General features: G+C 39.1%; 16 protein-coding genes. 12 read left to right on the plus strand and 4 right to left on the minus strand.

The features are described from left to right. Nucleotides 1-5 precede the first annotated feature (5 nt). From GQR39_RS10870 to GQR39_RS10885, 4 genes are all read left to right on the plus strand, one after another. Nucleotides 6-1223, plus strand: a complete 1218-nt coding sequence (locus GQR39_RS10870) for a murein transglycosylase domain-containing protein (RefSeq protein WP_121955185.1) — start codon at nucleotides 6-8, stop codon at nucleotides 1221-1223. A gap of 1 nt (nucleotide 1224) precedes the next feature. Continuing rightward, the gene (locus tag GQR39_RS10875; RefSeq protein ID WP_165735614.1) at nucleotides 1225-1794 is read left to right on the plus strand and encodes a hypothetical protein; all 570 of its coding nucleotides are present in this window, start codon (nucleotides 1225-1227) and stop codon (nucleotides 1792-1794) included. Nucleotides 1795-1871: 77 nt separating this feature from the next. Beyond that, a complete protein-coding gene (locus tag GQR39_RS10880) occupies nucleotides 1872-2120 on the plus strand; it encodes a DUF4282 domain-containing protein (protein WP_002960155.1) in 249 nt (82 codons plus the stop codon). Nucleotides 2121-2269: 149 nt separating this feature from the next. Continuing rightward, a complete protein-coding gene (locus tag GQR39_RS10885; protein WP_165735615.1) occupies nucleotides 2270-2761 on the plus strand; it encodes a DUF2798 domain-containing protein in 492 nt (163 codons plus the stop codon). 72 nt (nucleotides 2762-2833) lie between these two features. Here GQR39_RS10885 and GQR39_RS10890 read toward each other — a convergent pair whose 3' ends face one another. Next, nucleotides 2834-3346, minus strand: a complete 513-nt coding sequence (locus tag GQR39_RS10890; RefSeq protein ID WP_165735616.1) for a MarR family transcriptional regulator — start codon at nucleotides 3344-3346, stop codon at nucleotides 2834-2836. Between the two features lie 180 nt (nucleotides 3347-3526). On the opposite strand from GQR39_RS10890, the gene GQR39_RS10895 reads away from it, so the two are divergent. Next, nucleotides 3527-4414: a haloalkane dehalogenase gene (locus GQR39_RS10895; protein WP_165735617.1), complete on the plus strand. Its 888-nt coding sequence runs from the start codon at nucleotides 3527-3529 to the stop codon at nucleotides 4412-4414. Between the two features lie 120 nt (nucleotides 4415-4534). On the opposite strand, the gene uvrA is transcribed toward GQR39_RS10895, so the two are convergent. Beyond that, a complete protein-coding gene (gene uvrA, locus GQR39_RS10900; RefSeq protein WP_165735618.1) occupies nucleotides 4535-7087 on the minus strand; it encodes an excinuclease ABC subunit UvrA in 2553 nt (850 codons plus the stop codon). Between the two features lie 268 nt (nucleotides 7088-7355). Here uvrA and GQR39_RS10905 point away from each other — a divergent pair, with 268 nt between their 5' ends. The 5 genes from GQR39_RS10905 (at nucleotide 7356) to GQR39_RS10925 (ending at nucleotide 12651) form a co-directional block, all read left to right on the plus strand. Beyond that, nucleotides 7356-7760, plus strand: a complete 405-nt coding sequence (locus tag GQR39_RS10905) for a hypothetical protein (protein WP_165735619.1) — start codon at nucleotides 7356-7358, stop codon at nucleotides 7758-7760. Between the two features lie 54 nt (nucleotides 7761-7814). Further along, on the plus strand, nucleotides 7815-8360 hold the full coding sequence (locus tag GQR39_RS10910; protein ID WP_165735620.1) for a hypothetical protein: 546 nt from the start codon (nucleotides 7815-7817) through the stop codon (nucleotides 8358-8360). A 1190-nt stretch (nucleotides 8361-9550) separates the two neighbouring features. Further along, a complete protein-coding gene (locus GQR39_RS10915; protein WP_165735621.1) occupies nucleotides 9551-10921 on the plus strand; it encodes a serine hydrolase domain-containing protein in 1371 nt (456 codons plus the stop codon). 153 nt (nucleotides 10922-11074) lie between these two features. After that, nucleotides 11075-11896, plus strand: coding sequence for a hypothetical protein (locus GQR39_RS10920; protein ID WP_240918200.1), 822 nt, complete (start codon nucleotides 11075-11077; stop codon nucleotides 11894-11896). A gap of 323 nt (nucleotides 11897-12219) precedes the next feature. Continuing rightward, complete coding sequence (locus GQR39_RS10925) at nucleotides 12220-12651, plus strand: universal stress protein (RefSeq protein WP_165735622.1); 432 nt, start codon at nucleotides 12220-12222, stop codon at nucleotides 12649-12651. A 340-nt stretch (nucleotides 12652-12991) separates the two neighbouring features. Here the strand turns inward: GQR39_RS10925 and GQR39_RS10930 are convergent, their stop codons facing one another. Then, nucleotides 12992-14575, minus strand: coding sequence for a sulfotransferase (locus tag GQR39_RS10930; RefSeq protein ID WP_165735623.1), 1584 nt, complete (start codon nucleotides 14573-14575; stop codon nucleotides 12992-12994). Between the two features lie 103 nt (nucleotides 14576-14678). Next, entirely contained in the window at nucleotides 14679-17093 is a 2415-nt protein-coding gene (locus GQR39_RS10935) for a TonB-dependent receptor (RefSeq protein WP_165735624.1), read from the minus strand. A 477-nt stretch (nucleotides 17094-17570) separates the two neighbouring features. On the opposite strand from GQR39_RS10935, the gene GQR39_RS10940 reads away from it, so the two are divergent. After that, entirely contained in the window at nucleotides 17571-18665 is a 1095-nt protein-coding gene (locus GQR39_RS10940) for an NADH:flavin oxidoreductase/NADH oxidase (protein WP_165735625.1), read from the plus strand. A 74-nt stretch (nucleotides 18666-18739) separates the two neighbouring features. Then, nucleotides 18740-19936 carry an MFS transporter gene (locus GQR39_RS10945; RefSeq protein WP_165735626.1) on the plus strand — a complete coding sequence of 399 codons (1197 nt, stop codon included), beginning with the start codon at nucleotides 18740-18742 and terminating at the stop codon, nucleotides 19934-19936. Nucleotides 19937-19953: the final 17 nt, after the last annotated feature.

Genomic DNA, 19953 nt, shown 5'->3' on the forward strand with positions numbered 1-19953 from the left:
TAAAAATGCACTCAAAAGTTAAAATACTACTAAAAATTAGCGCTTTAGCTTGTTTAACTATGAGCTTAAATAGCTTAGCTCAAACAAGTGAAGAAGCCGAATTTGAGGCTTTTTTAAAAAAGCGTCAAAGTGAGTTTAGTCAGTACGAACAACAGCAAAAGCAAGAATTTGAAGCGTTTGTAAGTGCTTGGCATAATGCGCAAAATGCATATTTAGAACAAGTAACCCAAAAGTGGCAAGATCCAAATCTGCCAAGCTCAACAGTGTGGGTTAAATACAGTGATGATCTAAATAAACGCACGAGTGTAAATTTCGAAAGTGGTGAAGTCGTTGTTGAGTTATTAAACAGCCAAAACGACGAGCAAGCAGTTGAATATGCAAAGCAGCAATTAAATGAGCTTTCACAAGTAACGGTAAATAAAACACTTTCAAATGATCCCGTTTATATTGCGGCAAATAACACAATAAACAGCAAAAACTTTACCTCAACGGGTAAGCCTTTAAATAAAAAAGTTGAGCAAAGTAAGTCACCAACAACGACTCAAGCTAAAAAAATAGTCGAGCAAACGGTGCTCTCTACAGAGATTGTAAAAGAGGTGCTCACTGCAAAGGCACCTGTAATAACTAAACAAAAAGACAGAGTAACAATTAGCTATAAATTGCCCGATAATACACTTTCGAACCAAGCAAAACGTTATCTACCAGAAGTCCAACAGCAAGCCAAGCGTTATAACTTAGATCCCGCACTGTTATTGGCAATTATACATACCGAATCGAGTTTTAATCCGCTTGCACGCTCGCCAATTCCTGCTTTTGGTTTAATGCAAATAGTGCCTACTTCAGCGGGTAAAGATGTGAGCAATTTTTTGCAAGGTAAACCGCTATTACTTAGCCCTGAGTACTTATTTCAGGCTGATAATAACGTAGAAGCAGGCAGCACTTATGTGCATATTTTAAGTAATCGTTACTTTAAAAATGTACGTAATGTGCAATCAAGAATTTACATGAGTATTGCCGCTTATAATACTGGCCCAGGTAACGTAGCCAAAACGCTGAGTGGCTCTAAATCACTGAACCAAGCAAGTATTGCAGCTAATGCAATGTCAGCTGAGAAGGTTTACACCCTAATGGTTAACAATTTACCTGCGCAAGAAACCCGTAACTATTTACAAAAAGTGGTAAAACGCACCGCTTATTATCAAAAGCAATTGAAAGGAATTTAAAATGAAAAAGTTATTACCTCTAATAGCCGCTTTAGCATTAGGTGCGTGTTCAAGCACTGAAAAAACACAGTCGGAGCCGTTAGCAAAAAATGATTCAGTACCAAGTTGGGTGTTATTACCTGTGTCTGATAAAGGTTTAGCATCGTCGTCATGCGTACCTTGGTCAGGCAGTATGTCAACCGACAGAGCACAAGCAATTGCAGCTGCTCGCGCCGATTTATCTCAGCAAATACAGGTTAAAGCAAGCGTTATGGACAAGCTATACCAACGTAAAGCACAAAGTAATGATGAGCTAAACGTTGGTGGAACTTTTGAGCAAGTAAGTAAGCAAGTTGCACAGCAAAGCCTTGTGGGTGCTGTGCCACAAGAAGTTGCATTTGCTAAATTAGACGGGGTAAAGCAACTTTGTACATTCGTTGTAATGAGCAATACACAAGAAACATTTAATAACCTAGTAGCTCAATCTGGTAAGAGTCTAGATCCTAGTTCACGCGAAGCGCTTTACGAAGAGTTTAAAGCCCAAAAAGCGATGAAAGATCTTGAAAAAGAGCTAGATAGTTTAAATAAGTAATAAAAAATTCTATATTACTAGTTTAGTTTCTAACTCCGCTAAACTAGTATTCTTAAACGGAGTTATAAAGGACTAAAATGAAAGATATATTCTTTTTTGATTCAATGTTAACCCCAAAAATAATTACATTCGTTTACTGGTTAATTTTAATAGGTACTTTGATCTCAGGTGTAACAACAATGTTTGCTAAGTATGGTGGTGGTTTCATTAGTGGTTTGGCCATAATTGTTGGTGGGGCAATTGGTGCGCGCATCTGGTGTGAGCTATTAATTGTATTATTTAAAATTCATGAGAATCTTCAAAAAATAGCTAATAAATCAGAATAAATTTAAATACTCATAAAGTAGTGGTTGCATCGAGTGCTACCACTACTTTTAATCTTAGGCGGTCCAACCAATTTAAAGTAGTTGATATTATCAATTAATTTGTTATAGTTGATTTTATCATCTATTTAACGCTTAAGGCATGCCCAAAAATGAGTACACCCGTATCAGCAAATCCAGTAATGGTTGAGCCTATAAAAACACCTGTAATTTATAAAATACTGGTTATGGTAAGTATTATCACTCTAATCGGCGGTACTCTAACTGGCATTATGACTTATGTGAATGTGGGTGTTACAGAGCATTTTTATGCCGACTGGTTTACCTCATTTATAAGTGCAGTATTGGTTATGGCGCCTGTTGGTTTTGTAATGCTGACCTTAATGCATAAGCTAGTTAATAAGTTATTGCCTACTAGTAGCGAGCTAAAACGTAATTTAGTTATTAGTGTTTTTATGGCGCTGATCATGGAGTCGGTGATGGCGTTTGTTACCGCTACTAATAATATTGGCTATGCAGATATGCGTGTATTTGTAACTGGATGGGCTGAAGGGTTATTAGCCGCATTACCAATAGGTTTAACTATAATGCTGATAATGTCGGTTACGGTAAAACCTAAAATAGAACGCTTTTTAAAAAGCTAACACTTTGATCGCTAACGTATTAAAGCAAATAATTTAATACGTTTATAGTGGGCAGATGCATGAAGTAATTAGTTACTTAATTGAGTTTTCTACCGGGCAGCCTTGTTTACGGCATACACCTTCGTTACATAATTTGCATATTTTACGTGCTTCTACCTGCTCGCTTGTTAGGCTGCCAAGTGCTATTTCTATCAAACTAAAAAAGCGTTGTTTTTGTTCATCATTAAAGTTGTTTAGTATTTTAGAGGTGGCTGTTTCTCTGCTGCCTAGTACTAGTTCAACCCTTTTACTCCCTTTATCCGTTACGCATAAAACAACAGAGCGGGCATCTTTTACTGACTTTCGCCTTTCTACAAGTTCTTCTTTTTCAAGTGTATTTATTAATCTAACTGCACCAGAATGCGTTAAGCCTAAAACCTTGCTTAGTACATCAATGGTTTCATTCGGATGATTGTAAATAGTGACCAGTGCCGCTTCGTGGCTTAGGCTTCGCCCGCCTAATTCAGCAATCTGTTTTTCAATGTCATTAGAAACAGAAGTAGCAAACGTGCCGATTAAATTTGATATATATTTTTCATTTTTCATAAACTTAATTATATGTGATTCGATCATATAAATATAGTGACAAATTAAGCGCTCTCATTTATTGTGTGACTCAGTCATGTATATTAACTCGAAATTAGTTAATCTACTTCGAATATTACACAAATTAGATGAGCGAGGATTTACCGCCAGCTCATCAGTTAAATAAAGCGATATAATTAAATGAAGTATGATTCAGAAACATTACGTTATGCAAAAAAGTTTAAAACTGTATTAGATAAAAAAATGGCTTATATAGATGAAGGCGAAGGTGATCCTATTGTATTTTTACATGGTAACCCTACATCTAGCTTCCTTTGGCGAAACGTTATGCCCTATTTGCAAGGAAAAGGGCGTTTAATTGCTATTGATATGATTGGATTAGGAGATTCGCAAAAGTTAGATAACACCCATGAGGGCAGTTACTCACTTGCTGAAAACAGCAAATACACATTTGCACTTTTAGAAGCGTTGGGTGTAAATAATAACGTTACCTTGGTGCTACACGATTGGGGCTCTGGTGTTGGCTTTAACTGGGCTAATACACATCGTGATGCAGTAAAAGCCATTGCCTTTATGGAAGCAATTGTTACTGACTTTCCAACATGGGACGATTTTCCTAAAGATTTACACGGATCCATTGGCACTATGCGCTCTGCTGAGGGTGAAAAAATGGTGCTTGATGATAACTTTTTTATTGAAACAATATTACCAGCGACCATTGCACGCAAATTAACGCAGGCAGAGCATGATGAGTATCGTAGACCCTTTATTAATTCAGGAGAAGATCGCCGTGCAATTTTAGCAGGGCCTCGCCAACTGCCCATTGCTGGAGAGCCTGCCGATACCGTTGCTTTAGTAAAAAGCTATGCGAGCTTTTTAGCTAACTCTCACGATATTCCAAAGCTATTTATTAATGCAGATCCAGGTGCTTTTTTAGTTGGTTACGCAAGAGATTTTGTGCGCACATGGCCAAACCTAACTGAGGTAACCGTAAGCGGTATTCACTATATTCAAGAGGATTCACCGCACGAAATAGGTAAGGCTATTTCTGATTGGTTACCAAGATAAAAACGGGATGTATTAGTAAACCTGAACTTTGGATAATTAATCTATCTCAAGCCGTTATTTTCAGCGTTAACTACCATATATAGATGACGCTTTTATACAACTAAAAGCGTCACCCATTAACTATTTAAGTAAAAATGGTGCGGTTTTACTCGCCTTTACGCTTGCCACTTTTTCGGGTGAACCTTGCGCTACAATTAAGCCGCCTTCTTCACCAGCACCAGGGCCTACATCAATTACCCAGTCACTATTGCGAGCTACTTGCATATCGTGTTCAACCATAATAACGGTATTGCCAGCATCTACTAATTTATTTAACTGCGCCATTAACATTGATACATCCGATGGATGCAGGCCTGTAGTTGGCTCATCAAGAATATAAAGGGTGTTACCGCGCTGCGCACGTTGCAGCTCAGTTGCTAATTTAATACGCTGCGCTTCACCGCCCGAAAGCTCAGTGGCAGGTTGCCCTAAACGTAAATACCCAAGACCTACTTGCATAAGTGCATCGAGTGCTCGCAGTATTGCAGGTTCGTTTTCAAAAAAGGTATGCGCCGATTCAACCGTTAAATTGAGAATATCGCTGATGTTTTTATCACGATATGTAACCTCAAGTGTTTGCTCGTTATAACGTTTGCCATGACACACTTGGCAAGGTGAATAAACACTAGGTAAAAACAGCAGTTCAATACTCACAAAGCCAACGCCCTCACAGTTTTTACAGCGACCTTTAGCAACATTAAACGAAAAGCGACCGGCATCGTAACGGCGCTCTTTCGCTTTTTGAGTTGAAGCAAATAGTTTACGCACGTGATCAAACAAACCCGTATAGGTAGCTAAGTTTGATCGAGGGGTACGGCCAATCGCTTTTTGATTTACGGTAATTAGGCGGCTTATATTATTTATACCTTCAATGATTTTTCCGCTGGTGTGTGTTTGCAGCTCCTGTTCGAGTAAGTCGGCTTCGTCGGTTGGCGCTTCCGTTATTATTTTTTGCCCAAGTGCTTCGTAAACAAGTTCTACTAACGCTTGGCTTACTAGACTTGATTTACCAGAGCCCGAAACCCCAGTAACGGTTGTCATAACACCCAGTGGAAATTCTGCATTGAGTTTTTTAAGGTTGTTACGCTCAATATCAGCCAATTTTAACCATGCTTTTGGCTGCCTTTGCTTCTTTTTTTGCGCGCTGTTTTGAGTAGACTCTTGACTGGTGTTTTTAGCAAAAAGGTGACGACCGGTGTGCGAGTTTTTTATTTTTTTTAACCCTTCAACAGGGCCGCTGTAAATAATCTCGCCACCATGCACACCTGCATCAGGGCCTACATCAACAATCCAATCGGCGTGTTTAACAACGCTAACATCGTGTTCAACAACAAATACAGAATTGCCAGCCGCTATTAGCTCATCAAGCGCTTTTAGTAATGCTTGTGTGTCGGCAGGGTGTAAACCCGCTGAAGGTTCATCTAATACATAAACCACCCCAAATAATTTAGAGCGAATTTGTGTGGCAAGTCGCAATCGTTGTAGCTCTCCAGGTGAGAGCGTTGGCGTTGTGCGCTCAAGCGACAAGTATCCCAAACCAAGCATGGTTAGTGCTTCAATACGGGTAAGAATATCGCTGGCAATGCGCTGCGTAACAATGGCTTGCTCTGGATTTTTTGTATTTTTATTTACTTTGGTATTAGCGGCGTTACTTAGCTTTTTAGCAAGCTCGTTTAATGTAAGTTGAGATAGCTCGCCAATATCGAGCCCTGCAAATTTAACACTTAACGATGCTTGTTTTAATTTTTTACCTTGGCAGGTAGGGCACTGCGATATTTGCATAAACTGCGATACGCGCTTTTTTGTACGCGGGCTTTGCGTGGTAGCAAAAGACTGTAAAACAAAGCGTTTAGCGCTTGAAAAAGTTCCCATGTAGCTTGGATCTTCGTTATTTTTTATCGCATTTTGTGTTTGCTCATAGGTGTAATCTGGGTATACCGGCACAGTAGGTGTTTCGTCGGTAAATAAAATCCAATCGCGTGCTTTTTTAGAAAGTTTGTTCCAAGGTGTGTCTATGTCATAACCAAGGGAAGTAAGAATACGGCTTAAATTTTTACCTTGCCATGCTGGTGGCCACGCGGCTATAGCGCGCTGGCGAATAGTTTTTGTATCATCTGGCACAAGTAGCTTTTCGGTTACTTCAAACACTCGGCCTATTCCTGAGCATTCTGGGCACGCACCTTGTGGCGTATTTGGCGAAAACGCATCGGCATATAAAATACTCTGCCCAGCTGGGTAATCGCCAGCACGAGAGTAAAGCATACGTAGCGCGTTAGAAATAGTTGTTATGCTGCCAACTGATGAGCGAACCGACGGTGCGCCGCGTTGCTGCTGCAAAGCAACGGCAGGCGGTAGCCCTTCAATAGAATCAACATCGGGTTCATCAACTTGATCTATTAACCTACGGGCGTAAGGCGATACTGAATCAAGATAACGGTGCTGCGACTCAGCAAACAGCGTTCCAAACGCAAGCGACGATTTTCCAGAGCCCGATATTCCTGTAAAAACAACCAATGCGTTACGAGGTAAATCAACGTCTACATTTTTCAAGTTGTGAACGCGCGCCCCTCTTACTTGAATGCTATTACTGGGATCAGATAAATCCATTGTTGAGTTTTTATGTGTGTTTGCCATACGTTTATACTCCTGTTTAATCGCGCTTTTTACTTTAAGTTAGCTTTGAATTATTTACTCTTATCACTCGTTATTACCTTAAAGTAGCGCAAGCACACTGAATGAGCGCTTAGTCTGTAGTGGCGCAGCCAAAGCGCTGGATAAAATTGCGATGATTGTTTGTTTACATAATAGGTATGGAATGCGAATATAATTTAAACAGTTATTGTTATGTAATTTGTTACGTAATTTACTAGGTATTTTACTAGGTAATAAAAAGGAACTAACAGTGAATAAAGCCTTAGTGATCATTTTATTGGTGCTTTCGTGGGCAACCCAAGCCGACTCTATCAAAGCGCTAAATGTTGACCGTGCAGTACCAAATAGCATGCACTTATCGTTTGCAAACGATAGCAACATAACCCCTAAAAAAGGGGATTTTAAAATCGTTAATTATGTATTAATGAGTAATGAAGAGGGCGAACGCTGGGCTGTTATAACGCTAACTAACTTATCGTCGGGCAATCGCGAATTAGGCGAGGAGCACTTACTTGCACTTTTTGCTGACGGCAGCCGATTCATGCCAATGGAATTTAAACTTGGTTTTAAAGGTAACGAAACACAATCGGTAACAGTCTCGTTTACTGATTATAAATTCCCTATTTTAAGTGTGTATTCGAGTAACGATTTGTAACTAATAACGATGCAATAATATTAAATTAGGGATATTTCTAAAATTAAGGATTTTATGAAGTTTGAAGATGCGCAACAAAATATGAACCTCGCATACTTCGGTGGTGGAACCGGTGTATTAGTGTCTGGCTTGGTTTGGTGTATAGCTGGCTTTGTCGCATTACTGCATTCAAATCAATCAAGTATGCTTACTTTGTTTTTTGGTGGCATGTTTATACATCCTTTAGCCATGTTACTTTCAAAAGCGCTTAAACGCTCTGGCAATCATGACCCTAAAAACCCATTAGGTAAATTGGCCTTAGAAAGCACTATTATTTTATTTGTTGGTTTGTTTTTAGCGTTTTACGTAGCAAAACTTCAAGCTGAATGGTTTTATTCAATAATGCTGATGATAATTGGTGTTCGCTATTTAGTTTTCAACACTTTATATGGCATGAAAGTGTACTGGATTTTAGGTGCTTCGCTTATGTTTTCTGGCATGCTGTGTATTGTATTAAATGCCAATTTTGTAACCGGCGCCTTTATTGGCGGGATAACCGAAATAGTATTTGCGCTAGTAATATTTGCCCAATCGAAAGGTATGGTTTTAAAAACAGAATAACAAGCTCCAATAATAGCAAAATAGTGTGCTGTTGGAGTTACTCTTCAGCTTGATAATGTAGCAAAGGTTTTTAAAGTATTGAGTATCTGCAAATTGCATGTATTCATTAGTCGGTTTAGAGCGAGAACCGGACACTGAAAAAGTTAAAGTTATTCTTGTTTTGATGAGTAGGTTCCTAATTTTGCCCGATAACATTATTAACCGCCATTTTGATGCAAAATAACAAGCTTTGAATTAGCACTATTTCAATAACATGTTTACAAAGGTAATTATTGATGAAATTATCAGAGTATGATTTACGCCGTTTGGGTGTGTTATAAACCACCAACATGTTGTTCAACAAGCTATTATATGCCCTAGAGGGATTCGGAAATACTTGAATAAGTTTAACTACAGGTTTGATTCGGCACCGAATTTCAAAGCTAAAATAATTCGCTATTTTCTATATACATTTCTAGTTTTTTTAGCCACTTTTTCATTCGTGTATTTAGTACACTATACGGGAGATGTATTAGGCGTTGACGTTAATAAACCCTTACAGGAAATTCCAACTCATGTTGTTATTTTAGGGTTGTCGGGAATGCTTTTTGCTATGGTGCTTATTTACTCCATTGTGCTTTGGGTTGCCAAATCAATATTTACAAAGTTTAGATTGTAGTACGAGTAAATAACAAGGGTAATCATGAATATGACGTCTAAAAATTGGCCAGCGCGCATTTTTCGCTAATTTTAGGCATGCTTAATACTCTCGATATTGCGGCGTTACCACTGTCCGAATTTGGCACTAAGCAGGGGGTTGATCTGACCCCGATAAAATAGACATTGAGTGGCTAGTTGATTTAACTCGTACCATCTAAATAATATGATAAAAGAAGTTTTTTTTAGTTTTTATATAAAAACAACCTCCGCTTCTAATAACACTCTTAATTAACTTACCCTTTTACTATTAATAGAAAATACTAAGATAAGAACGCTACCACGTTAAGGTATAAATGACCTCTGATAAAGCTGTTATATTCACTTGGCCATTATAAGCAAATATACCTTCATTAAAAAATTAAATAAGCTATTGAATATTGGTTTTCTTTATTAAATTGCAAGCAGCTACTATATGTAATATCATTGATTACAAGTGTAATCATTCTGTTTTTTATTTACAGATTTATTAAATGATTAAGGGAACATAGTTTATGGGAAAAAATATATTTTTTTGTCTTTGTGTAGGGTTGTATGGAATAAAAGCTGTTGCACAACAGCACAATTTTGCTGAATTAATGCAGTGCCATAACTCTTCAGAAGCTCCTGGCATGGTTGTTAGATTAGAACAGTCAGGTAAACATATTTATAGTGGTGCGGTTGGTTTGGCAAATATTGATACTGAGAGACCCCTCAATGTAGATGATATATTTCAAATAGGTTCTGTCACGAAAACATTTACTGCTGCAGCGATCTTGAAACTATCGGAAGAAAAAAAGCTATCATTACAAGATACATTAGCGCAATTTATTCCTGATATTAACCCTGAGTTTAGGTATTTAACGATTGATAGAATTTTAAGCCATACTTCTGGTCTGCCAGATTACTTAGGGGATCCTTCAGTCAGTAAAATTTATGATAAATATGCTTCTATTGATCAAGTTATACAAAGTATAAGTAAACAACCTCTTAACTCTGAGCCGGGTAAAAAATATAGTTATTCAAATTTGGGTTACGTCTTTCTAGGAAAAGTCATTGAAATTGCTTCTGACACTCCATATGACCAGTTCATGTCAAACACATTTTTTAAACCTCTGAAAATGGATAATACTTTTGTTATTACTAAAGGAACATCTGCTGGGAAAGTAAACGGCTACACTACTACTCGTAATGAGCCTAAAAAGTATATTGATCCGGAAGATTCAACTGAAAGGCAATGGAATGTTGATCGTAGTTGGATCTATTCTGCTGGGGCTATTGCTTCTACACTTGCTGATATGCACCTTTGGCAAAATGCATTGAAGTCAGGGCATGTAATTTCAAAAGAAAACTATGAACTAATGACCTCCAAGGCATTATTAAATAATAATGCGCATGTGAATTATGGATATGGCTTAGATATATACAAAATAAGTGGATTAGATAGCTTTAGCCACCAAGGTCAGGTTCCCGGTTTTTTTTCATGGCATGTCTACTTCCCAAATGAAGATTTAACCGCTACAGCTTTAACCAACATCGACACAAAACACCCCGGCCCCGCTTTATTAGACATGATAGCACTACAACTAAATTTATCCCCTAAGCAAGTAAATAGTCAAAAAGCAAAGGCTCTAGCAGCATCTTTAGTTGGAAGTTATCGTTCTTCCGATTCGAAAATTTTAAACATTTCGTTCGAAAAAGGTACACTTTATTCTCAATATGAAGGTGAGAATAAACTAAAAATTATACCCCGGGAAAACAACTCGTACTCTTATGAGTGTACTGAAAATTACTTTCAGCTTAGAGAAAATAATGGGAAACATGAAATCGTCCCAGTGTATTTATATCAAGGTGAGCAAGATGCACTTGTTAAATTAGAATTATGAAAAATAGGCTAAGGTTATCAACAGCTGCTCTTGGCACTGAGCCGAACTTCGACAAAGAGCGAATTAGGGACATTGAGCTAATCTTCATTGTTGAATAATATTATGCTGTACCATTATAATGACTCTTTATTTTATAGGGATTTGAAATAACAAATGATGAGAACTTTTTTATTGTGTTGCAGTTTAATCATTGCGACGTCTGCTTATGGAAATATGCCATCCTATTTCAACGAAGACATTGATAGCGAGTACAGAGAGCTGCTTAAACATGCGGACAAGATGCTTCCTCAAACGGATAAACAGCTAGCATACCTTCCTTCATTCTTTCCATTTAGTCTGTTGGATGTTCGCCCAACGAAAATCGTCAATAATAATGACAAGCAAGCCTTTACAAATTTTAATTTTGGGGTATTAGGAAGTAGGTTCCTGAATATTAATAAGAAGCAACTTTCTAATTTGCCAAGCATCTCAATATGCAAGGAGCAAAAATGTAAAAAAGAACGAATTGAGCTGATAAAGCAGTTTTTAGTGGATTCAAAGAGTGAAGTTGAAATGTTGAGACAAAATACAAATCTTTATATTGTCCAGCAAACGGCACCATATGTTTTTCGCATAAATAACACGTTTTATAGTCCAACGCAGCTTATTACCTACTACCCATCCAAACAAGCAGGATTCATCCCGTCAGGTGACTATAAGCTATCCAAGCCTGAAGAAGCTCCCAAAATGTTGGCATTATCTGAAGTTACCAAGGCTCTGAGAGAGGTGATGGCTAAGTATAATGTTGCTGCAATCACGAGAGTAAACGAAGAGAGTCTCAACATAATCTTTGGAGGTATAAGCGATAACCATTGGGGAATCGTAATTAACCATGAATCAACTATTCCAGCTTCTGGTGATTATAGCCATATAGGTTTGGAATTCGATATTGTTCAAAAATTTTCTGATAGCAGTTTTTATTATCAGACTAACTAATGGCTGTTATTGGCACTTTTGTGAAGTCCAACTGTGAGCGAAAAACTGACTGTCAGCCCCAATTATTCCAAATATTGATTATCTTACAAAAGAAACAACAACGATAACCAGATTAATAAACCCCGCAATCACAGCCAAATCAAGAAGCATAAATTGATGAGGTATTGTTACTTTTAGTGCCTAATTGTTATTTATTGATCGTAATCAATAGATAACCCTTTAATACTCACTACACTTAACTTGCTGAGATGGAGCCGAGTCCATTCTTATGGAGTTGGTAATATCATTGAAAAATATGACTTTAGATTGTGAAGGAGAATAATATGCGCACAGGTAATATTTTATGGCCTACGGATTTTTCTGATACTGCATCACATGCTTTGCAATATGCCATTGAAATGGCGAATTTATATCAAGTAGGCATTCGTATTTTACACATTGTTGATCAGCCTTCAGATAATGAGAATTATATGATCCTTGCGATAACTCCCCAAGAGTTAGCTAAAAATATGGAAGACGCTGCGGCGAGTAAAATGCACGAGCTATTAGGTCAGTTGAATACTGATTTAAAGATTGAAACGGTTATTCGACATGGTGATGCCATTAATGAGATTTTAGATGAGACTAATAGCGGTGATATAGGCATGGTGGTAATTGCCAGTCATGGAAGAACCGGACTTTCTCATTTTTTGAATGTTAACGTTGCAGAAACGATCGCCAATAAAGCGGGTTGCCCAGTGTTAATAGTCAAATAAAATTGGCGCGTATCTCTTGTCCCGCTGCGGTCTTAGACGAGACAAAGTGGCCATCACGTTGGGTAAAAATGTGAGTTGTGTAAACATCAATACACGGTTTAATTGCCCGAAAGTGAACGTTTCATACTGGGGCAGTACCTGTATGTATAACCTGGTCTTTTCCTCTTGAATTGACTGAATAATGAAGGTCCGCTTATGGCCACTCTCCGACCACTCGACAACATAAAATGTTGATAATAATTGGCAAGATATTTTAATGTGTCGGATGGCGCTTCGCTTATCCGACCTACACTTACACAAAGCCGCTTATTTGGCGTCTCTCACCGGTAAAATAAAGCGTTTATTCAATACTAATACCTTGCTTTAAAAGGTACTCCACTGCTTTATCTGTATGTGGCTTAAATGCCTTCCAACGCCCAATTGCTTTATTGTTAAGTGGTTGGCGTACTTGCATTTTACTTGCAGTAGAAACTGGTGCGGTGTTTAAGTGAAAATCTATACATTGTGCTTGCCAATCTAAGTTACAAAAGCTGATTAACTTTTTTATTTGCTGCTCGGGCTGTGCGACTAATTGTTCGTATTTTACTAATTTTATATTGCTGTGCAGGGTACTAAAGTGCTGCATTAGTTTGTAAAAACGGCTGTAAAATTTAGCGGTGTCGAGTAAATCGAACGAGTACGCGTAGTAGGGGTTATTAATGGTGAATAACTGGCGATAGTTGCCAATACAGGTGTCCATAGGGTCGCGCAGCATACAAATAATTTTAGCGTTTGGCAGTGCTTTGGTTATTAAGTCGATATAAAAAAAGTTAAACGGGAGCTTATCAATAAAGTGCTTATGGCTGCCTGTTATTACGCGTGTTGCGTTTAAATAGGTTGACCCAAGCTGATTAAAATCAAGCTCGTAGGCTTTACTGAGTGTTTGAGTGTCGAGTACATGCGGTGTTTGCGTTTGGCTTAGCTTTTTAACACTTAGGCCAAAGTCTTGTAATTCACCGGCTGACAGCACGTCGCTGTGGCTCGATAAAATACGCTCAACTAATGTGGTGCCAGAGCGGGGCATGCCTAATACAAAAATAGGTTCGGCCGTTGGGTTACCTTGTGTTAGCGCTTGTGTGTGCTGCTCACTTAAGAGTTTAATATGTTCAAATAACTCAGTTGAGCTTTTATGATCAAACGGCTGCACAGCTCGTTTTGCTACTTTACCTTGCTCTAACGCGTTAAAAGCCTCTGAAAACTCACCAAGGTCTTGATATTCTTTTGCTAAAGCATGGCCAATATGCAGTTTTGCATCGGGGTGTGTTACTTGCTCAAATACATTTTTTAAGCGCTCAATATGATTGTTTTGCTTACTTACTTTAGTTAAATCACTTAATGCAAAATGACTTTGATGGTGCAGCGGGTTAAGCGCTATGGCATTTTCAAAAGCGTGTTGGGCTTTATCAAATAGTCCTAAAAATTTAGCGCTTACGCCGTAGTTATAATAAAACGGTGGTTGAGCTTTGTTAGCTGCTGTAGCCAGTTTAATAGCGCACTCAAAGTAGTTAAGTGCGTGTTCGTGAATGCCTGCTTGAGTAAGTGCAACGCCGAGTGTGTCGGCATCAAGTGCTTTAGTTATTTGCTTTAATGGCACCGATAGTGCGGTATTTTTTGCTTTTTGTAATTCGCCAGTAAGTGCGTAACATTTAGCAAGTTGCGCGGTATATTCAATACTTTTGCCAAGGGTGAGGGCTTTTTCGATGAGCTTTATTGCTTTGTGTATTTGCCCAACAGTTAAATTAACCATTGCCAGCAAAAAATACCCATCAGCAAAATCAGGTTTGAGTGTAACTAACTCCACTAGGGCTTTGTGTGCTTGCTCTATTTTACCTTGGTTTAGGGAGTGTATTGCGCTTTGATGAAGTTGCTTTAAATTTGGCTGCATGGTTTTGGTAATTATTATTTTGTAAAAGAAAATAAAAAGGCTCAAATAAATTTGAGCCTTAAAACAGTATTTAAAAAGTGAGACTGTTTAAAAGTCGCTTAAATTATATTTCAAATTTGTAGTTAAATTTAACACCTACCGTAAGCGGGCGATTAATGTAATGGCCGTAGTTACGTTGTATGTCGGCACCATTTGCTGATGTTATATCGGCATCTGAACGACGAACGGATGTAACCGCGTATTTGTTGAATAGGTTATCAACATATAGGGTAGTTGACCATGCATCAGCTGTTAATTTAGCTGATATATTACTTAAGCTGTAACCTGGTAGTGTTTCGCCGTTGTCACGAAGCCCTACTCTTGAAAGCACGTCGCTTTGCGCAGTTAAACCGTAGTTAATATCAAGCGTTTTGTCGTTAAACACGTCTGTTTGATAGTTTACACCCATCGAAAATTGATTTTCAGGTGAGCCTGGTAAACGGTCGCCGTCTTCTGCGCCATCGGTACCATCGGCGTTAAACAAAAATGGTGCGTTTGATGTTAGTTCTGCTTTTGTATAAGCGTAGGTTGCGTACAGTGAAAATGAGTCAGATAAGATCGCGCGAGTTGATACTTCAACCCCTTTTGCATTAGCGCTGCCGGCGTTTGAAAGGTACGGCAATTGTCCTACTTCGGTAGCACCTGAAATTTGTGCATCATCCCAATCTACGTTAAATAACGCAGCGTTAAAGTGTAGTTGGCTTCTAAACCATGTACTTTTGAATCCTAGCTCGTAGTTGGTTGTTGTATCTGCGTCATACAGCATTTCATCAGGGTTACCACAACCGGCTTGATTAGCTGGTAATGGATCAGGGCACGGAGCTAAACCATTTGAACCACCGATTCTAAAGCCTTCACTTACCGTTACATAACCCATAACTGAATCAGTAAATTGGTATTTAGCATTAAACTTAAATAAGTTGCCGTTATCGCTTGCTTCATTTTTTTCAAAATTTAGTGATATATCATTTGGTCCTGCACCATCAAATAGTGTATTAAATAATGGAAAGTCCACTGCAGATTCTGATTCTACATCGTATTTATATAAGCGTAGCCCAAGAGTAACATCAAGCTTATCAGTTACTTTATAGCCAACTTCACCAAATAATGCTGATTCAGTTATTTCTGTACGGTCTATAGAAAAGTATTCAAGTTCATCAGGACGAGATTGATCTGCACCAAAGTTTTCAACTGCAAAGTCGCCAAAGCCTGGGGTAAACTCTTTACTTGAACCTTCGGTTTCAATTTTGTTGTAAAAGCCACCCACAATCCAGTTAAAGTCGCTGTCGCCTTGCGACACTAAGCGAATTTCTTGAGTGAAGGTATCTTCTTCGTCAATTTCACGGGTAAACGTTGAAAACGAAGGAAACTCTTCATAACCGTAATCAAGACGAATAAGTAAGTCTGTTTGGTCGCGTTGACCGTCGGCATCAAAGCTTGAAATACCGGTTGCCGATACTAGCTCTGCAAAACCTAGGTCGGCTTTTAGCTCAAGGCTTAGTAATTGATCTTTTTTCTCGCGAGGCTCTTCAAAGCGATAAGCTGATTCGTATTTACCTATTACGTCGCTTAAACCGTTGTTTGGATTAAGGCTGTTGTAATGAACAATCGAGCGGCCTTCGCTGTCTTGGTTTTGGTAAAAGTAGTTAAGCGTACCTTCAAACGATTCATTTGGTTTAAAGCGAACAGAAATACGACCAGTAGTGGTGGTTTCGCCGTTGGCGTCTTTTACATTTTTAAGGTTGTTATTAACTGCTGAGCTATCGCTCCAATCTGGATCTGGCAGTGATACGCCTGGCTCGCGTACTACGTAGCCGTAATCGATAAAACCAGGGTCTTCATATACATTTAAGCTGGCGCGAACTGCTAATTTATCTTCGATAATAGGAAGGTTAAATATAAAACCGCCTTCGCCACCTAAAGAGTCACTTTCTTTTGTTTGAAATAGGTCGCCGTAAACTTCAAGCGATGTAAAATCAAGCTCAGGCTGTTTAAGCATGTAGCGAATTGCACCGCCCAATGTGCCTGCACCATAAAGGGTGCCTTGTGGCCCAATTAATACTTCAACACGCTCAATATCTACTAGGCGCATATCTACCGAAACTGGAATTTCGTTTATATAAGTAGATACTGTGCCGCCATCTGATGATGGACCAGACGAGTTTGTATTTAAACCACGAACAATAATAGGCGAGCCTGAGCGGCCACCTTGATCGGTAATTGTTAAACCAGGTACCCAGCGTGCTACATCCGCAAGCTCATTGATATTTTGATCTTTCATAATATCTGCATCAAGGGCTGTAATATTTAGCGGTGCATTTTGCACAGAGCCGCTGCGCCTTGTTGCTGTAACTTCGATTACTTCGAGTGATTTGTTTTTAGCTGCAACTTCTTCTTGAGCAAGTGCGGCATTAGGCAATAAAAATACGCTAGAAACAGCGCTCGAAATAGCCAAGGTTAACAAGCTTGGTTTAAACATAAAAAGTGATCCCCAGTTCAAATGTTTTACATTAGTAAATTAAGTTAAGCAGTTTATCAGGGAGTGAAGTAGCTTGGAATATTTAAATTGAATTTTAATTCACTTTTGTAGAATAAATATGGTTGGTGTGTAGGGTTTTTATTTAGTTAATAGGCAATACAAGCAATAGCTTAGTGCTATTAGGTACAGTTAGGTTGAAAATCACACCCTTGTTTAAAGGTAAATAGTCATTCATTTTTTAAAGATGGCTTTATGACGTGCTCGTTAAACAAATTATTACATTAAAATTGATAGTTTATAATGTCATTAGTTATGCTTTTATCAGCACTATTAAAGTATGTTTTTATCCCCATTAAGAGTGGTAGTCGTATTTATAAGTAACTGTGTAAGTTATTGAGTGAGCGTGTTTGATTGCCGCTTCGTATTCTCTTTTTTATTTTGTCCGCACTTTTTTGTGCGTGTTTTTAAGGATTAACAATGAGCCAACTATTTTCGCCTTTATCACTTGGGCAAGTAACGTTAGATAACCGTATTATTATTGCACCAATGTGCCAGTACTCAGCAAACAATGGCGCTGCTAGCGATTGGCACACTATTCATTTGGGCCAATTGAGTTTAAGTGGTGCAGGATTGCTAATTTTAGAAGCAACAGCAGTAAACCCAGAAGGGCGTATTAGCTACGGCGATTTAGGGCTTTGGAATAACGAAACCCAACAAGCACTAGGCAAAAGCCTAAAAGCAGTAAGGCAATACAGCCCTATGCCTATTGGTATTCAGTTAGCGCATGCTGGGCGCAAAGCATCAACTGAAAAACCATGGGACGGTGGCGATGCCATTGCACCTGATGACGTTAATGGCTGGCAAACCGTGGCACCTTCGGCAGTTGCGTACGACGATAGCAGCCCAGTGCCAAAAGCAATGAGCCAAGACGACATAGACTCATTAATTAAAGATTTTGTCAGTGCAGCTAAACGCGCTGATGAACTCGGCCTTGATTTAATCGAGCTACATGGTGCGCACGGTTACCTGTTGCATCAATTTTTGTCGCCACTTTCAAATAAGCGAGATGACAACTACGGTGGCAATCTAGAAAACAGAATGCGCTTATTGCTTGATGTGTTTAAAGCGGTAAGAGCGGTATTCCCCAGTAATAAAGCGGTAGGTGTGCGTATTTCGGCAACCGATTGGGTTGAAGGTGGCTGGGATTTAGATCAATCGATAGTGCTTAGTAAAGCGCTTGATGAACTCGGTTGTGATTTTATTCATGTAAGTACGGCGGGCCTAAGCCCTGAGCAACAAATACCAGTAAAACCTAATTTTCAGGTACCGTTTGCAACAGCCATCAAAGAAGCGGTTAAAATGCCTGTTATAGCGGTGGGTTTAATTACACAGGCGCAACAAGCCGAGGATATTATTAGTGAGCAGCAAGCCGATGGTGTAGCGCTGGCGCGTGGCATTTTATATAACCCGCATTGGCCGTGGCATGCAGCTGCAGAGCTTGGCGCTACAGTAACTGCACCTAAACAGTATTTACGCTCAAGCCCACATGGGCAGCCATCACCAATTAAGTAAAACGAAGCTTTTTGTAAAAACCCAACCCGCGTTTGCTGGTTGGGTTTTATTATTTTTATAAAGTAGAGACACACATGACCCAACCAGGCGTTTCAGCGCAACCACTTAGCAATACACTCGTTACTATTATTGCTTTGTGTTGCGGTCTTATTGTTGCCAATATTTACTACGCTCAACCTATTATTGAGTTGCTTGCCCCAGAAGTTGGATTAAGTGCGCACAGTGCTAGCCTTATCGTATCGCTTACACAAATAGGCTACGCTTTGGGGTTGTTTTTTTTAGTGCCATTAGCTGACTTAATTGAAAATAAGCGTTTAATGCTGATTACTTTAGCTGTGTCGTTTTTGAGTTTAGTGGGTACGGCACTTGCTGATTCACCTAATGTAATGCTTATTTTATGTTTAATGATAGGTATGAGCTCGGTTTCTGTTCAGGTGCTTATTCCGCTTGCTGCGCATTTATCGTCTGACGAGAAGCGCGGACAGGTTCTTGGCAATATTATGGCGGGTCTCTTGCTAGGTATTTTGCTGGCAAGACCTATATCGAGTTTAATAGCCGATCACTTTGGTTGGCGTGCTGTATTTTACTTTGCAGCAGGGTGTATGGTGTTTATTGCAGGCGTAATTTATTTTGCTATTCCAAGCAGGCAACCTACCCATAAAACAACGTATTTTAAGTTATTAAAATCGCTTAAACAGTTAATGATAAGCCAACCAGTGCTGCGCCAACGTTCACTTTTTCAAGCATTAATGTTTGCATCGTTCAGTTTATTTTGGACGAGCGTACCGGTTGTGCTTGCCCGTGAGTATGGTTTATCGCAATCAGAAATAGCATTGTTTGCATTAGTGGGTGCGGCAGGTGCTGTAGCTGCCCCCATTGTTGGTCGCTTGGCAGATAAAGGCTATACGCATCAGTTATCGTTACTGGCCAAAGTAATTGCAGCAGTGTGCTTTTTACCAAGCTTATTTGAGCTACCTTACGGCATTATAGTATTGGCATTAACCGGTGTGTTTATTGATTTTGCTGTGCAGGCCAATATGGTATTGGGTCAACGTGCAGTGTACGCACTAGAGCCACAAAGCCGTGCGCGTTTAAACGCTATTTACATGACGAGTATATTTGTAGGTGGCGCAGTAGGCTCGCTTATTGCCAGCCCATTATATGAAGCGGGCGGGTGGACAGGTATTGCACTGGTTGCTACGGGCATGCCGCTTATTTCGTTGATTGGCTATTTGGTTACAACTAAAAAGCAAAGTAAGGCTGTGAGTTAAAAAGTTACCGGATACAA

Source organism: Pseudoalteromonas sp. C8 (genome assembly GCF_011378685.1).
GTDB classification, from domain to species: Bacteria; Pseudomonadota; Gammaproteobacteria; order Enterobacterales; family Alteromonadaceae; genus Pseudoalteromonas; species Pseudoalteromonas arctica.

Bases quoted from the DNA above. Each gene is read 5' to 3' on its own strand.
- GQR39_RS10870 (WP_121955185.1), top strand. From the start codon at position 6: ATGCACTCAAAAGTTAAAATACTACTAAAAATTAGCGCTTTAGCTTGT.
- GQR39_RS10875 (WP_165735614.1), top strand. From the start codon at position 1,225: ATGAAAAAGTTATTACCTCTAATAGCCGCTTTAGCATTAGGTGCGTGT.
- GQR39_RS10880 (WP_002960155.1), top strand. From the start codon at position 1,872: ATGAAAGATATATTCTTTTTTGATTCAATGTTAACCCCAAAAATAATT.
- GQR39_RS10885 (WP_165735615.1), top strand. From the start codon at position 2,270: ATGAGTACACCCGTATCAGCAAATCCAGTAATGGTTGAGCCTATAAAA.
- GQR39_RS10890 (WP_165735616.1), bottom strand. From the start codon at position 3,346: ATGAAAAATGAAAAATATATATCAAATTTAATCGGCACGTTTGCTACT.
- GQR39_RS10895 (WP_165735617.1), top strand. From the start codon at position 3,527: ATGAAGTATGATTCAGAAACATTACGTTATGCAAAAAAGTTTAAAACT.
- uvrA (WP_165735618.1), bottom strand. From the start codon at position 7,087: ATGGCAAACACACATAAAAACTCAACAATGGATTTATCTGATCCCAGT.
- GQR39_RS10910 (WP_165735620.1), top strand. From the start codon at position 7,815: ATGAAGTTTGAAGATGCGCAACAAAATATGAACCTCGCATACTTCGGT.
- GQR39_RS10915 (WP_165735621.1), top strand. From the start codon at position 9,551: ATGGGAAAAAATATATTTTTTTGTCTTTGTGTAGGGTTGTATGGAATA.
- GQR39_RS10920 (WP_240918200.1), top strand. From the start codon at position 11,075: ATGATGAGAACTTTTTTATTGTGTTGCAGTTTAATCATTGCGACGTCT.
- GQR39_RS10925 (WP_165735622.1), top strand. From the start codon at position 12,220: ATGCGCACAGGTAATATTTTATGGCCTACGGATTTTTCTGATACTGCA.
- GQR39_RS10930 (WP_165735623.1), bottom strand. From the start codon at position 14,575: ATGCAGCCAAATTTAAAGCAACTTCATCAAAGCGCAATACACTCCCTA.
- GQR39_RS10935 (WP_165735624.1), bottom strand. From the start codon at position 17,093: ATGTTTAAACCAAGCTTGTTAACCTTGGCTATTTCGAGCGCTGTTTCT.
- GQR39_RS10940 (WP_165735625.1), top strand. From the start codon at position 17,571: ATGAGCCAACTATTTTCGCCTTTATCACTTGGGCAAGTAACGTTAGAT.
- GQR39_RS10945 (WP_165735626.1), top strand. From the start codon at position 18,740: ATGACCCAACCAGGCGTTTCAGCGCAACCACTTAGCAATACACTCGTT.